General features: G+C 71.0%; 9 protein-coding genes and 2 pseudogenes. 5 read left to right on the top strand and 6 right to left on the bottom strand.

Annotated elements, in window-relative coordinates:
* Positions 1-241: 241 nt before the first annotated feature.
* Genes QLQ12_RS36840 through QLQ12_RS36825 form a run of 4 tightly spaced genes read right to left on the bottom strand, consistent with a single transcriptional unit; the run spans position 242 to position 4,831 of the window.
* Positions 242-1,438, bottom strand: a complete 1,197-nt coding sequence (locus tag QLQ12_RS36840; RefSeq protein WP_282765482.1) for an alpha/beta hydrolase family protein — start codon at positions 1,436-1,438, stop codon at positions 242-244.
* 35 nt (positions 1,439-1,473) lie between these two features.
* Positions 1,474-3,633: an FtsX-like permease family protein gene (locus QLQ12_RS36835; protein WP_282765481.1), complete on the bottom strand. Its 2,160-nt coding sequence runs from the start codon at positions 3,631-3,633 to the stop codon at positions 1,474-1,476.
* Entirely contained in the window at positions 3,630-4,310 is a 681-nt protein-coding gene (locus QLQ12_RS36830) for an ABC transporter ATP-binding protein (protein ID WP_282765480.1), read from the bottom strand. Before QLQ12_RS36830 ends, QLQ12_RS36835 begins: the two co-directional genes overlap by 4 nt.
* Positions 4,307-4,831 (bottom strand): PadR family transcriptional regulator, encoded by a 525-nt coding sequence (locus QLQ12_RS36825; RefSeq protein WP_282765479.1) that lies wholly within the window; start codon positions 4,829-4,831, stop codon positions 4,307-4,309. Before QLQ12_RS36825 ends, QLQ12_RS36830 begins: the two co-directional genes overlap by 4 nt.
* 162 nt (positions 4,832-4,993) lie before the next feature.
* On the opposite strand from QLQ12_RS36825, the gene QLQ12_RS36820 reads away from it, so the two are divergent.
* The 5 genes and pseudogenes from QLQ12_RS36820 (at position 4,994) to QLQ12_RS36800 (ending at position 12,353) form a co-directional block, all read left to right on the top strand.
* The gene (locus QLQ12_RS36820; RefSeq protein WP_282765478.1) at positions 4,994-7,546 is read left to right on the top strand and encodes an AMP-binding protein; all 2,553 of its coding nucleotides are present in this window, start codon (positions 4,994-4,996) and stop codon (positions 7,544-7,546) included.
* A gap of 111 nt (positions 7,547-7,657) precedes the next feature.
* The gene (locus QLQ12_RS36815; protein ID WP_282765623.1) at positions 7,658-8,638 is read left to right on the top strand and encodes an iron ABC transporter substrate-binding protein; all 981 of its coding nucleotides are present in this window, start codon (positions 7,658-7,660) and stop codon (positions 8,636-8,638) included.
* An 80-nt stretch (positions 8,639-8,718) separates the two neighbouring features.
* Positions 8,719-10,245, top strand: coding sequence for an ABC transporter permease (locus QLQ12_RS36810; protein ID WP_282765477.1), 1,527 nt, complete (start codon positions 8,719-8,721; stop codon positions 10,243-10,245).
* Entirely contained in the window at positions 10,242-11,339 is a 1,098-nt protein-coding gene (locus tag QLQ12_RS36805) for an ABC transporter ATP-binding protein (protein ID WP_328518336.1), read from the top strand. Before QLQ12_RS36810 ends, QLQ12_RS36805 begins: the two co-directional genes overlap by 4 nt.
* Positions 11,340-11,387: 48 nt before the next feature.
* A pseudogene (locus QLQ12_RS36800) lies at positions 11,388-12,353 on the top strand (aldo/keto reductase).
* A gap of 18 nt (positions 12,354-12,371) precedes the next feature.
* Here QLQ12_RS36800 and QLQ12_RS36795 read toward each other — a convergent pair.
* A pseudogene (locus tag QLQ12_RS36795) lies at positions 12,372-12,593 on the bottom strand (IS5 family transposase); the annotation flags it as partial.
* A 297-nt stretch (positions 12,594-12,890) separates the two neighbouring features.
* On the bottom strand, positions 12,891-13,332 hold a 442-nt coding region (locus QLQ12_RS36790), incomplete at its 5' end, for an IS3 family transposase (RefSeq protein WP_282764327.1).

Here is a 13,332-nt window from a genome sequence, read left to right as displayed (position 1 = left end):
CGTCAACAACCCATTCACGAATTGACGCCGCTGGTCAGATCTGTGAGTGGCGAGGGCGACCGGTTTCTCATCCGCCGATCTGGAGCACTTCCCGCCCGTCTGCCCGCCTGGGCCAGAGGTCCGCGATCTCGGTCTCGGTTCCCACTCCGAGGAAGAAGGCGGACCTCAGGCACCGGGGCGGCCTTCAAGGAGCGAGGCGGGCCTGAAGGCGATGCGGCGAATCTCCGGGAGATGCCGGGCGTCAGGCGAGGAAGCGGACCTCGGGGAACGCTGTGCTCGGCCTGTCGAGCAGGTGGCCGCGCCGTCGTAGGTGCAGGTCGAAGAAGGCCAGCGGGTACGCCTGCTGGATCCGGACCGCCCGGGCCGGCGCGAGCGTGCCGATCCACTCAGTGAGCCGCTCTGCGGGCATGTCGATGACGTCCGCCAGTTGGGGCAACAGCCACTGCTGGTCGCAGTAGGACGAGTGGATCGCCCCGTCGGCCTGGATGTTGAGCCGCCAGCCGCGTAGTTGTGACCAGAACTCGGCGACGCTCGGCTCGGCGTCGCGGGTGAACTCCGCGGTCATCATCATGAATGGCCGGTCCAGGCCGCCGCTGACCGGTGGCTGTGACTGCATGGGGCCGTCGATGCTCAACCCGGCCCGGATCCGTTCGTCGCCGATCATCGCGAGGGCGGTGGCCGTGCCGCCTTTGGACCACCCGAACACGCCGATACGGCCGGTGTCGAGGGCGGTGCCCAGCCCGGCGGGCAGCGGCCGCTGCTCGATGTCGGGGTTGCGCCCCGCGGCGAGGTCCGCGATGCGGTCGAGCACGAACCGGATGTCCGCGGCGAAGTCCCACGGCGTCAGTGCCGGGTCGTCCAGCGGGACGCCGACCCGCCCGTCGGGGAACTCGGTGAACGCGTCGTGGGTGTGGTCCACGGTGACCACCGCGTACCCGTGGCTGGCGAGTTCCTGCACCGTGATGGTGGTGTCGGAACGGTGATCGTGCGCGCCGTGCGAGTACACGACCACCGGGAGCCGTCCGTTGGCCGGGCGGACGGGGGCGCTCAGGTGACCGGCCGTGCGCGGCGCGGTCACGACGGCGGGGTCGAAACCGGCCGACTCGAGGAGTGCACGCATCGGGGCGTCGGGCAGCCACGACGTCAGCGGGTGCCGGCCGGTGGCGCAGGCCGGGTACCAGACGCTCACCATCAGTTCGCGGTAGCGGCTTGGCCCGGCCACCGGATTCGGGCGGCCGCGGTCGACCAGGTGCAGCGGCACCGTACCGATCGGGTACGGGCCGGTGGGTGGCGGCAGGGTCAACCGGGCCGGCCCGGTGGCCGGCGCCGATCGGGCGGGGCCGGCCAGGCCGATCGGCAGGACGGCGCCGGTCGTCAGTGCGGCGGCGAGCAGGCGGCGACGCGTCATCCGCCGTTGGATGGCCGAGGTGGACGGCATGGTTCCTCCATAAGGTCGTCGGGTGGTGGGTGCGGCTATTCGGTGCGCGCGGTCTGCGGGCCGGTGATGCGTTCCAGCAGCGGCAGGGTGCCGGCGGTGATACCGAGGCAGGCGGCGATCCCGGCGGTGACGATCGCGTAGAACTCCCAGCCGGGGGCCACGAGTGTGTAGCCCATCTGTGACCGGAGGAACAGCTGGGCGGCGAGCAGGCCGGTGGCGACGGCTACGACGGTCACGGCGAACATCGGTGCGGTGGCCTCGAGGGCCACGACCCGGCGCAGCGTCTGTACGGGCGTCCCGCTGAGCCGCAGCAGGCTGAACGGGCGCTTGCGTTCGGTGAGGCCGCCGGCGACGCTGACCGCGAGACTGCACCCGGCGAGCGCGAGGCTGGCGACGATGATGACCTCGGCCAGTTGCTGCCAGCCACGCAACTGGTTGGTGAACTGGGACGCGAAGTCGCCGGGCACGTTCGGGGCGGTCCAGAAGGACGCCGAGTAGGCCCTCTCGAGCACGGTGCGGGCGCGTTCGATCGCGGCGGCGGAGCCGTCCGTGCCGACGACGATCGACGCCATCGGCAGCCGGGCCAGTTCCGTGACCGGGACCGGGGCCTCGGGCCAGATCGTCGAGGCGGAGGCCGATTCACGCCAGAGTGTGAAGTCCGTCGACGTCTCGGCCGCGTTCACGCCGTCGGCGCACCGGCCGTAGGGCTGCGGAATGTCCGCGCAGGCGACCACTCCGGCGTGGTGACCCGGTTCGGTGACGGGGTTGGCCCGGATCACGGTCGTGGTGCGTACGCCGGGGATCGCGCGCAGATCGTCCAGGACCGGGCCGGGATCCGCCTGCGGTTCCGTGGCGAAGGTGGCCGACAACGTGCCGGCTTCGGCGGAGCCGACGGGGGCCGGCCCGCGTTCCGCGGCGATCGTGGTGATGACACCGATCGCCACGCTGGTCACGAAGAGGGCGAGCATGATCCCGCTGACGGCCCGGAAGCCGGCTCTCGGATTGTCGGCGAGCCGCCTCGCGGCCAGGAGGGCGGCCGGCCGGTCGGCGTGGCGCGCCATCAGTCGTGCGACGGTCATGGTGAGCCACGGGCCGGCGAGGATCAGACCCGTCATGATCAGCAGGATGGCGGGCAGGAACAGCATGATCTGACCGTTGGACGTCGACGGCCGGTACTCGATCGCGAAGATCAGAATCCCGACGCCGAACACGGCCGGGATGATCCGGTACGGCCGTGGCGCCTTCGGGGTGACCCGCCGGGTCACCCCGAGCGCGGAGATCTGGACCCGGCGCAGCGAGAGCTGTGCCGCCAGCGCCGCCCCGGCCGGCACACCGACCGCGACGAGCAGAATGTTCACCGGGCTCAGCGACATGTCGCCGGGGAAGAACGGCATGCCGGTGAACGGGATCGCGGCGAGTGTATCCCTGAGGATGCGGAAGAGGGCGAATCCGGCGGCGGTGCCGGCGACGGCCGCGGCACCGGCCTCGACCGCGGCGAACAGCGTGATCTGGTGCGGCGTCGCCCCGACCAGACGCATCGCGGCGAACCGCTGCTCCCGCCGGGCGGCGCCCAGGCGGGTAGCCGTGCCGATGAAGACGAGCACCGGGAACAGCAACCCGGCGGCGATCACCGCCATGATCATGTTCACGACGCTCGCCGGCACCGCGGAGGTGACGGCGACCGCGGTGACCTGGCGGGCGTTCGGCAGTGCGGCGACCTCGCCGGGGGTCCCGCCGACGACGATGAGCAGCGAGTCGGGTGACGCCAGCCCGGCCGGGGCGATCGCGCCGAGGTCACGGGCGGGGTAGCGGGCGGCGAGCTGGTCGGCGGGGTTGGCGGCCAGCAGCTCGCGCATCGCCGGGGAGGCGTAGTACTCCCCGGGACCCGGGGTATCCGCAATGCCGGGGACATCCGGCGCGGCGGGCCCGGTCGCGGCGACGTCGATGCGGGAGATCGGCTCGCCGTGGAAGTAGTCGCCCCGGGTCGCCCACCACAGCGGATCCCCGCTCCCCTCCGTGGAGCTGGTGGGGTACAGCGACGCGTACCGGAGCAGCTGCGCGTTGGCGGCGTTGATCCCGGCTAGCGTGGTCAGCAGCAGGCCGGTGCCCACGGCGACGGCGACGGCGATGACGACCAGGCGGGTGAGGGCCTCGCGGCCGCCGGCCACGGCCAGGCGCAGCCCGAATCCGATCATGACGGGATCCTGTCCAGCACAGTGACACGCCCGTCGCGGACGATGGCCTCGCGGTCGGCGTACGCCGCCACCCGCGCCTCGTGGGTGACCAGGATGACCGTGGTGCCCTGCCCCCGCGCGGCGTCGACGAGCAGGTCCATGACGTGCTCGCCGGTGAGCGAGTCCAGCGCCCCGGTGGGTTCGTCGGCGAACAGCATCTCCGGTTTGGCGACCAGGGCGCGGGCGAGCGCGACTCGCTGCGCCTGACCTCCGGACAGCTCCCCGGAACGGCGTGACTGCAGGCCGCCGAGGTCGAGCCGCTCGAACCACCCGTCCGCCTCGCGCATCGCCGGCGCCCGGCGGACCCCGTTGAGCAGCAGCGGCAGGGCGACGTTCTCCGCCGCGGTGAGCTCCGGAACGAGTTGCCCGAACTGGAACACGAACCCGAACCGTTGCCGCCGCAGGACGCTGCGCTGCGTCTCGGTCATCGTGTCGAGCCTGGTCTCGCCGAGGTGGATCTGGCCGGCGCTGGGCACGAGGATGCCGGCCAGGCAGTGCAGCAGGGTCGACTTGCCGGAGCCGCTGGGCCCCATGATGGCGAGGATCTCGCCGGCCTCGACCGCGACACTGGCGCCGCGCAGCGCCGGGGTGGAGCCGAACGAATACTCGACGTCGCGTGCTTCGAGGGCGACGGTCACGGCCGCACCGCCTTTTTCAGGGCGTCGAGCCGTGCTGCGGTCATCTCGATCCATCGCAGGTCCGCCTCCAAGTGGTAGAGGCTGTGGTCGGCGAGGAGCAGGTCGACGAGGCCGCCGGCCCGCTTGACGGCGGTGAGCTCGCGCATCCGCTCCAGGTGGGCACGGCGCTGGAGGTCCAGGTAGTCCTCGGCGGACCGGTCGAGCATCAGCGACAGCACGACCTTGCTGAAGAGAACGCTCTGCAAGTTCGGCTCCGGCTCGACGGGCTGGGTCAGCCACTGCTCGACCTCGGTCGCGCCGAGGTCGGTGATGACGTAGCGCTTACGGTCGGGGCCGGCACCCGGCTCGACCTCACTGATCACCACCTTCCCGTCGCGAGCCAGACGGCTGAGGGTGGAATAGACCTGTCCGAACGGCAGGGGCTTGCCGCGGCCGAAGAAGACGTCGTAGTCGCGTTTGAGGTCGTAGCCGTGGCTGGGATGCCGCTCTAACAGCCCCAGGAAGGTCATGGGAACGCTCATGGAGGAACTGTACCCTGAGGGTATACCTCGCGTATATACCTTCAGGGTGTTCTGTCCCCCGTGTGATGTCGGCGACCTCGCCGGGACTCTTTGCGCGTAAGCCGGTGCGCCGAGTGGGTGGCAACCCTGGCGGTTAGGGAAGGCTTAGCTTATGGTCGCGCCATGTTGCCGCAGGACCTGGACACACCAGCGCCGCACCCTCTCCTGGGCCGTAGCCTGGCGTCGTTCGGGGACCGAACGGCCCTGGTCACCGCGGATGAGGAGATCTCTTACCGGGAGCTGTCCCTGAGGGTCGCGCGGACCGCGCGAGGACTGGGTGGCGGACGCCGGTTTGTGCTCATGGTGGGAGCGAACTCCGTCGACGCGGTCGTGACCTATCTGGCGGTCCTTGCCGGTGGTCATGTTCCCATGCTGGTTCCCGACGACGACGCGGTGATCGCGTCACTGACCGCGGCGTACGACCCTGACGTGGTGTGCCGGCCGGTGGGTGGACGGTGGCGCACGACGCAGCGGCGCCCCGGCTCGGCCACCGTCCTGCATCCCGATCTCGGCCTGCTGCTCAGCACGTCCGGATCGACCGGTTCCCCCAAGCTGGTGCGGCTGTCGTACGACAACCTGCGCGCGAATGCCGAGGCGATCGCCGAGTACCTCGGCATCCGGGAGACCGACCGGGCCGTGACCACTCTGCCGTTGTCCTACTGCTACGGCCTGTCGGTGCTGCACAGTCATCTGGTGCGCGGTGCCGGCGTCGTCCTGACCGGGCTGTCCGTCGCCGACGCATGCTTCTGGGAGTTGTTCCGCCGGGCTCGCGGCACGTGCCTCGCGGGAGTGCCGTACACCTTCGCGCTGCTGGACCGGGTGGGCTTCGCCGAGATGGATCTGCCCGGCCTGCGCTATGTGACGCAGGCCGGCGGGCGGATGAATCCCGAGCAGGTACGCCGATATGCCGAGCTCGGGCGTCGCCGTGGGTGGGACCTGTTCGTCATGTACGGGCAGACGGAGGCGACCGCACGGATGGCGTACCTGCCGCCGGATCGCGCGCTGATGAGTCCCGAGGCGATCGGCGTGCCGGTGCCGGGCGGTGACCTGAGGCTGGAACCGCTGGACACCGGCGACGACCCCGAGATCGGCGAGCTGGTCTACCGCGGGCCCAACGTCATGCTCGGGTACGCCGAGTGCCCGGCCGATCTGAGTCTGGGCCGGACCGTCCACGAGTTGTTCACCGGCGACCTCGCCCGGCGCCGCGACGACGGGCTGTTCCAGATCGTCGGCCGGCGCAGCCGTTTCGCCAAGGTCTTCGGTCTGCGCCTCGATCTGCAGCGCCTGGAGGCCGGTCTGGAGGCCGACGGTGTGCGGTCCTGCTGCGTGGCCACCGACGAGCAGGTGGTGGTGGCCGTCGAGGAAGGCGCGCGAGCCGGGACTGTCCGGCGGCTCGTCGCCTCCCGCTGCGGGGTCCCCGTCCGCGCCGTCCGCGTGATCGCGCTGCCCGAGCTGCCGGTGCTGACGTCGGGCAAGGTCGACCTGCAAGCCGTGACCGCCCTGGCCCGAGGCGAGACGCCGGCCACGCCCGCCCCGCCGGCCGACCCCGCCGGCGTGGACCTGCGCGCCGTGTACGCCGAGCTCCTGGACCGTGCCGATGTCACCGACGACAGCACGTTCGTCGGCCTGGGCGGGGACTCGCTGTCGTACGTGGAGATGTCGGTCCGCCTGGAACAGATCCTCGGACCGCTGCCGGTGGGCTGGCACACCATGCCGATCGCCCGGTTGCGCGCCGGAGCGGCCGAGGTGCCGGCGGGTTCGCGGCGACGCCGCACGCTGGACACCACGGTGGCGCTGAGGGCGGTGGCGATCGTGCTCATCGTCGGCACGCACATCCAGCTGTTCACCGTCCGCGGTGGCGCACACCTGCTGCTGGCGGTGGCGGGCTTCGGCTTCGCCCGGTTCCATCTCGCCGACGTGCCGCATCGCCGGCGGCTGCGGCACGTGTCCTCCTCGATCGCCCGCATCGCCGTACCGTGCATGCTGTACCTGGTGCCGGTGGTGCTGCTCGACAGCTCGTACAGCTGGCAGAACGTGCTGCTGCTCAACGAGGCGCTGGGTCCGCGGGTGGGACCGCAGCGGGACTTCTGGTTCATCGAGAACCTGGTGTACACGCTGCTGGCGTTGCTCGCGCTGCTCGCGCTGCCGATGGTCGACCGATTCGAGCGGCGGATGCCGTTCGCGCTGCCGCTCGGCCTGCTGGCGCTGGGGCTCGCCGTCCGGTACGACGTGATTCCGGTCTCGCCCTGGGACCATCTCGCCACGCCGGCCCGGCTGTTCTGGTTCTTCGCGTTGGGCTGGGCGGCCGGCAAGGCGACAACCGTCCGACGGCGGCTGCTGCTCACCGTGCTGGCACCGCTGACGGTCCTCGGCTACTTCGACACCCCGCTGCGCGAGTCCGTGATCATCATCGGGTTCACCGCGCTGGTCTGGCTGCCGCACCTTCCCAGCACGGCGCTGGTGAATCGGGTGGCCGGAGCGCTGGCGGGCAGTTCGCTGTACGCGTACCTCACCCACTGGCAGGTGTATCCGCTGCTGGACGACCACTCCAAGCTGGCCGCCCTGCTGGCTGCCCTGGCCGTCGGTGTGGCCTTCGGCGCGGCGGTCGACCGGGCCACGAGGTGGCTGCCGCGGCGGCAACCGGTGACCGCCGGCCGTTCCGACCCACCGGACTGAGGCACTGCCGGCTTCAGGCCTCGATCGATCAATGAAGGAGAAACGCACGTGGGTCCCTCCCGGACAAGACTCGCGCTGGTCACGGCGCTGAGCGCGGCAGTGCTTTCAGGCATGGCCGCGTGCGGCGACGGACCAGCCAGCGAGCCCGGCGACAAGAAGGTCATGCTGTACAGCGGCCGGAACGAAGCCCTGATCAAGCCGCTGCTGGACAAGTTCACGCAGCAGACCGGCATCGAGATCGAGGCGCGGTACGGCACGACCGCCCAGATGGCGGCGCAACTGGCCGAGGAGGGCGACCGCTCCCCGGCCGAGGCGTTCCTGTCGCAGGACGCCGGCGCTCTCGGTGCTGTCAACAAGAAGGGGCTGCTGGCCCCGCTGCCGCCCGAGGTGGGCGCGAAGGTTCCGGCGACCTACCGCGCCCAGGACGGCAACTGGGTGGGCGTCACCGCTCGCTCGCGGGTGCTCGTCCACAACCCCACCCTCGTCAAGGCTGAGGAGCTGCCCTCCTCGGTCTTCGATCTCACGGACGCCCGGTGGAAGGGCAAGGTGGCGATCGCCCCGACCAATGGCTCGTTCCAGGCCTTCGTCACCGGGGTCCGGCTGCAGCACGGCGAAGCCAAGGCGAAGGAGTTCTTCACCGCCCTCAAGGCCAACGACGTACAGATCCTCGAGAACAACATCGCGATCGTGGAGGCGGTCGACGCCGGTAAGGTGCCGGTCGGCCTGGTCAACCACTACTACCTCGGCGAGATCGCCAAGGAGCGTGGCACCACGCCCGACAAGCTCAACGCGAAGCTGCACTTCTTCGCCCCGGGCGACACCGGCGCCATGGTCAACGTCTCCGGCATCGGCGTGCTGCGCCGCTCCGGAACCGACCCGGACGTACGTGCCCTGGTGGACTTCCTGTTGAGCGCCGAGGCGCAGACCGACTTCGCCCAGCGGACCTTCGAGTACCCGCTGGTCGCCGGAGCCCCCGCACCGGCGTACGTGCCGCCGCTGGCGGATCTCAAGGTGCCGGCGATCGATCTCAACGACCTGGACACCCTCGAGGCGAGCATCGCCCTGATCAAGGCTGCGGGGTTGACGCCCTGACCGTCCGGACCCGAGCCGACCGGCGGACGCGCACCGCGGCGTCCGCCGTCCCGGCGTGGTGGCGGGCCCGGCGGCGCCCGGTGTCTCGCCCGGTACTGACCGCCGCGGCGGGCATCGCGGTCGTCGTCGCCCTTCTGCCGCTGGGTTATCTGCTGATACGGGTGACCGAGGCGGGACTCGACCGGGCCGCCGCCGAGCTGCTCACCGCCCGCGTCGGCCGGCTCGCCGCCACCAGCCTGGCCCTGGCCGCGGTCGTGACGCTCGCCTGCACCGTCCTCGGTGTGGGCAGTGCCTTCCTGGTGACCCGCACCGATCTGCCGGCAGCACGCCTGTTCGCCGTGCTCGCCGCGCTGCCGCTGGCGGTGCCCACCTACATCGCCGCCTTCGCCTGGGTGTCGGCGGTGGACGACTTCACCGGGTTCTGGCCGTCCGCCCTCGTCCTGACGCTGTGCAGCTACCCGTACGTGTTCCTGCCGGTGGCCGCCGCCCTGCACCGCGCCGACCCGGCACAGGAGGACGTCGCCCGATCGCTGGGCCACCACCCGTGGCGGACCTTCCGCGGGGTGACCCTGCCGCAGCTTCGGCCGGCGATCGCCGGCGGCGCCCTGCTCGTGGCGCTGTACGTGCTCTCCGACTTCGGCGCCGTGGCACTGCTGCGCACCGACACCTTCACCCGGGCCGTGTTCACCGCCTTCGATCTCGGTTTCGACCTCACCGGGGCGCTGCTGTTGTCGACCGTCCTGGTCGCCCTCACCACGGTTCTGCTCATCGGCGAGTCGCTGACCCGTCGGCGCGGCGCCCGGTACGCCCGCCTCGGTGCCGGCGCACGCCGTCCCCATGTGCGGATTCCGCTCGGTGGCCGGCGGTGGCCGGCGGCGCTGATGCTCATGGTGGCCGCGGCACTGGCCCTCGGCGTGCCCGCGCTGAACCTGTCCCGCCGGTTGGCCGCCGGGGTGTCGCGCCCGGGCTCCCTCACCGAGATCGCTACCGCGGCCGGGAACTCGTTGACGGTGTCCGCCGCTGGCGCGGTGTTAACCATGCTGCTGGCGTTGCCCATCGGACTGCTGGTGGCACGCGCGTCAGGACCTCTCGCGGCGGTGGTCGAACGACTCAGCTATCTCACCCACGCCCTGCCCGGCGTCGTGATCGGGCTGTCCCTGGTGTTCTTCGGCGTGCACGTCGCCTATCCGCTCTACCAGACCCGGTGGCTGCTCACGCTGGCGTACGCGGCGCTGTTCCTGCCTCTCGCCGTGGCGGCCGTGAGCGCCGCCGCCGCGCAGGCCCCGCCGGCCCTGGACGACGTGGCTCGCAGTCTCGGCCGCCGGCCGCTGCGGGTCTTCATCACCATCACGGCGCCGCTGCTCACCCCCGGTATCGCCGCCGGCGCCGCACTGGTGTTCCTGACCTGCATGAAAGAGCTGCCGGCCACGCTGCTGCTGCGCCCCACCGGCATGGACACCCTCGCCACCGAACTGTGGGGCCACACCGGGGTGGCCGCGTACGCCGCCGCCGCGCCGTACGCCGCCCTGCTGGTGCTCCTGTCCGCCGTCCCCGCCTGGTTCCTCGCCGCCCGCAGCGGCGCACTCGGTCCGGAAGGAAATCGATGACCGCACTCACCGTGACCGCGGCCTGCAAGACCTACGGTGCCGTGCCGGTCCTCACCGACGTGGGCCTGTCCGTCGCGGCCGGCTCGCTCACCGCCGTCCTCGGGCCGTCCGGATGCGGCAAGACCACCCTGCTGCGCTGCGTCGCCGGCCTGGAACGCCTCGACGCGGGGCAGATCCGGGTGGCGGACTCGGTGGTCGAGGGCCCCGGCACACACGTGCCCGCCCACCGCCGCCGGGTCGCCCTGGTGCCGCAGGAGGGAGCGCTGTTCCCGCACCTGTCCGTCGCCGACAACGTGGGATACGGGCTCGACCGGGCGCAGCGCCGCAGCGGCCGGATCGAGGAGGTCCTCGTCCTCGTCGGGCTGGAGGGATACCAGCGGCGGATGCCGCATCAGCTCTCCGGCGGCCAGCAGCAACGGGTGGCTCTGGCCCGGGCACTCGCGCCGCGTCCCCGGCTGGTCCTGCTGGACGAGCCGTTCAGCGCACTGGACGCGGGCCTGCGCGCCAGCCTCCGGCAGGACGTCCGGCAGGCGCTGCGCCGCGACGGCGCCACCGCGGTCCTGGTGACCCACGACCAGGCAGAAGCGCTGTCGCTCGCCGATCACGTGGTCGTCATGCGCGCCGGACGCGTGGTGCAGGACGGGCCGCCGACCGAGGTCTACGCGACACCCACCGATCACTGGGTCGCCCGGTTCGTGGGCGACGCCGTGCTGCTGACCGGTGTCGTACGGGCAGGGCACGCGCACACCGCGATCGGGGCGGCGCCGGTGCATGCGGACGCGGACGGGGAGGTCACCGTCCTGCTGCGCCCCGAGCAGGTCCGGATCACCCCGATCGGCACACCCACCGCCGGCCAGGTCACCGGACGAGTGCTGCGCCACGACTTCCACGGACACGACACACTCACCGTGGTGCGCCTCGCCGACGGCACCGAGGTGCAGTCCCGCCGGCTCAACGACGGCCCCGTACCGGCTACCGGCGACGCCGTCCAGGTCAGCGTGAGGGGCCCGGTGCGCACCTGGCCGGCCGGGCCGCAGCCGCGGGACGCCGGCGATCCCGCTCCGTCCCGCCGGGCCGGAGCCGGGCACGCATGAGATCACCCTGGACGTGGACCTTCCTGCCTCGTCTCTAGGTTGTCCGGCATGGAATACGTGCGTCTCGGCCGGACCGGCCTGAAGGTGTCCCGGATCTGCCTCGGCATGATGACCTACGGCTCGCGCGACTGGCGGGACTGGGTGCTCGACGAGCAGGCCGCCACGTCGATCGTGCGGCGGGCCGTCGAGCAGGGCATCACCTTCTTCGACACCGCCGACATGTATTCGGTCGGCGGCAGTGAGGAGATCACCGGGCGGCTGCTGCACTCGCACTTCGCCAGTCGCGACGACTACGTGCTGGCGACCAAGGTGTTCTTCCCGATGGGTGACGGGCCCAACGACCGCGGACTGTCCCGCAAGCACATCATGGCCTCGCTCGACGCGTCGCTGCGCCGCCTCGGCACCGACCACGTCGACCTCTACCAGATCCACCGGTTCGACCCGGAGACACCGATCGAGGAGACGATGGAGGCGCTGCACGACGTGGTCCGTGCCGGCAAGGCGCGCTACCTGGGCGCCTCCACCATGCATGCCTGACAGTTCGCGAAGGCGCAGTTCACCGCCCGCAGCAACGGCTGGACCACATTCGTCTCGATGCAGCCGCAGTACAACCTCGCCTACCGGGAGGAGGAGCGGGACATGCTGCCGTTCTGCCTCGACTCCGGCGTGGGTGTCATCCCGTGGAGCCCGCTCGCCAAGGGTGTGCTGGCCCGTGGCCGTGCCGCCGAGTCGCAGCGGGCGAAGACCGATCCGCTGGTCGCCCGGCTCTCCACCGAGGACGACTACGCGGTCGCCGACGCGGTGGCACGGGTGGCGGCGGCGCACGACGTGCCCCCGGCCCGGGTGGCGCTGGCGTGGCTGCTGTCGAAGCCCGCGGTGACCGCCCCGATCATCGGCGCGTCGAAGCAGTCCCACATCGACGACGCGGTGGCGGCCGTCGGACTGCGGCTGACCGAGGACGACGTCGCCGCCCTGGAGGCGCCGTACCGGCCGCACGCGCTGATCGGCTTCTAAGCGTGTTTCATAAGCCGGTCAGAGCCACTCGCAGATGACGGCGATGGTCAGGACGGCCTGGAACCTGACGGCCAACTTGTCGTAGCGAGTGGACGCCCCGCGGTGGCGTTTGAGTCGGGCGATGCCGTTCTCGACGGCGTGCCGCATCCGGTAGAAGATCTTGTCGAACTTGGGTGGGCGTCCGCCGCGGGAGCCTTTGGCTCTGCGGTGCGTGGCGGCGGGCGTGCAGGTCGCGATGCCAGCGCAGCACCGTATCCGGGCAGACCAGCAGCCGCAGCAACGCTTGATCAAGCCGGAGGGCGCCGTGCTGATCATGGACATGGTTCACCCGTTACAAGATCAGCGACAGGGTCTTCAGCGGCTGAGCGCGAACACGGCCATTCCTGCATAGGTACTCGCAATGGTCCCCTGTAGATGCTGGCCGTCGGCCCCAAGGGTGAGATTCACCAGTCCCGTCGCGCCATTGACCGCCTGCCAGCTCAGTTGCTGCAGGGACAGGTCAAGGCTTGAGTTCCCCCCGTTTTGACGGAGCGGTGGTTACCTGCTTCCGGCGGGGGCAGGGGTGAGGTTATCTGGCTCGGTCTGGGCGTGCCAGGCGGTCTCGTATTCGTCGGGGCTGAGGTAGCCGAGTTCCTTCTGGATGCGGCGGGTGTTGTACCAGCCGTCGATGTATCCGAAGATTGCGTTCTCGGCTTCGTCTCGGGTTCGCCAGCTCGTGCGGTAGACCAGTTCGATCTTCAGCGTCGACCAGAAGTTCTCCATCAGCGCGTTGTCGAACGAGTCGCCGACCGAGCCCATGGACGGTCGGATTCCGTTGTCCTGCAGCCGTTGTGAGAAGCGGAAACTCGTATAGTTCGAACCCCTGTCCGAGTGGTGGATCAACTGGCCGTCGCGGACGTCACGCGACCAGATGCCGTACTCGAGCGCGGCCAGGATCAGATCGGTGTCGCACCGATCAGAGGTCTTCCAGCCGACGATG

Origin of the sequence: Actinoplanes sandaracinus (genome assembly GCF_030009775.1) — a bacterium.
Lineage (GTDB): Bacteria > Actinomycetota > Actinomycetes > Mycobacteriales > Micromonosporaceae > Actinoplanes > Actinoplanes sandaracinus.
Note: the sequence above shows the minus strand (reverse complement) of the source record. Positions and strands in the feature narration are given on the sequence as shown.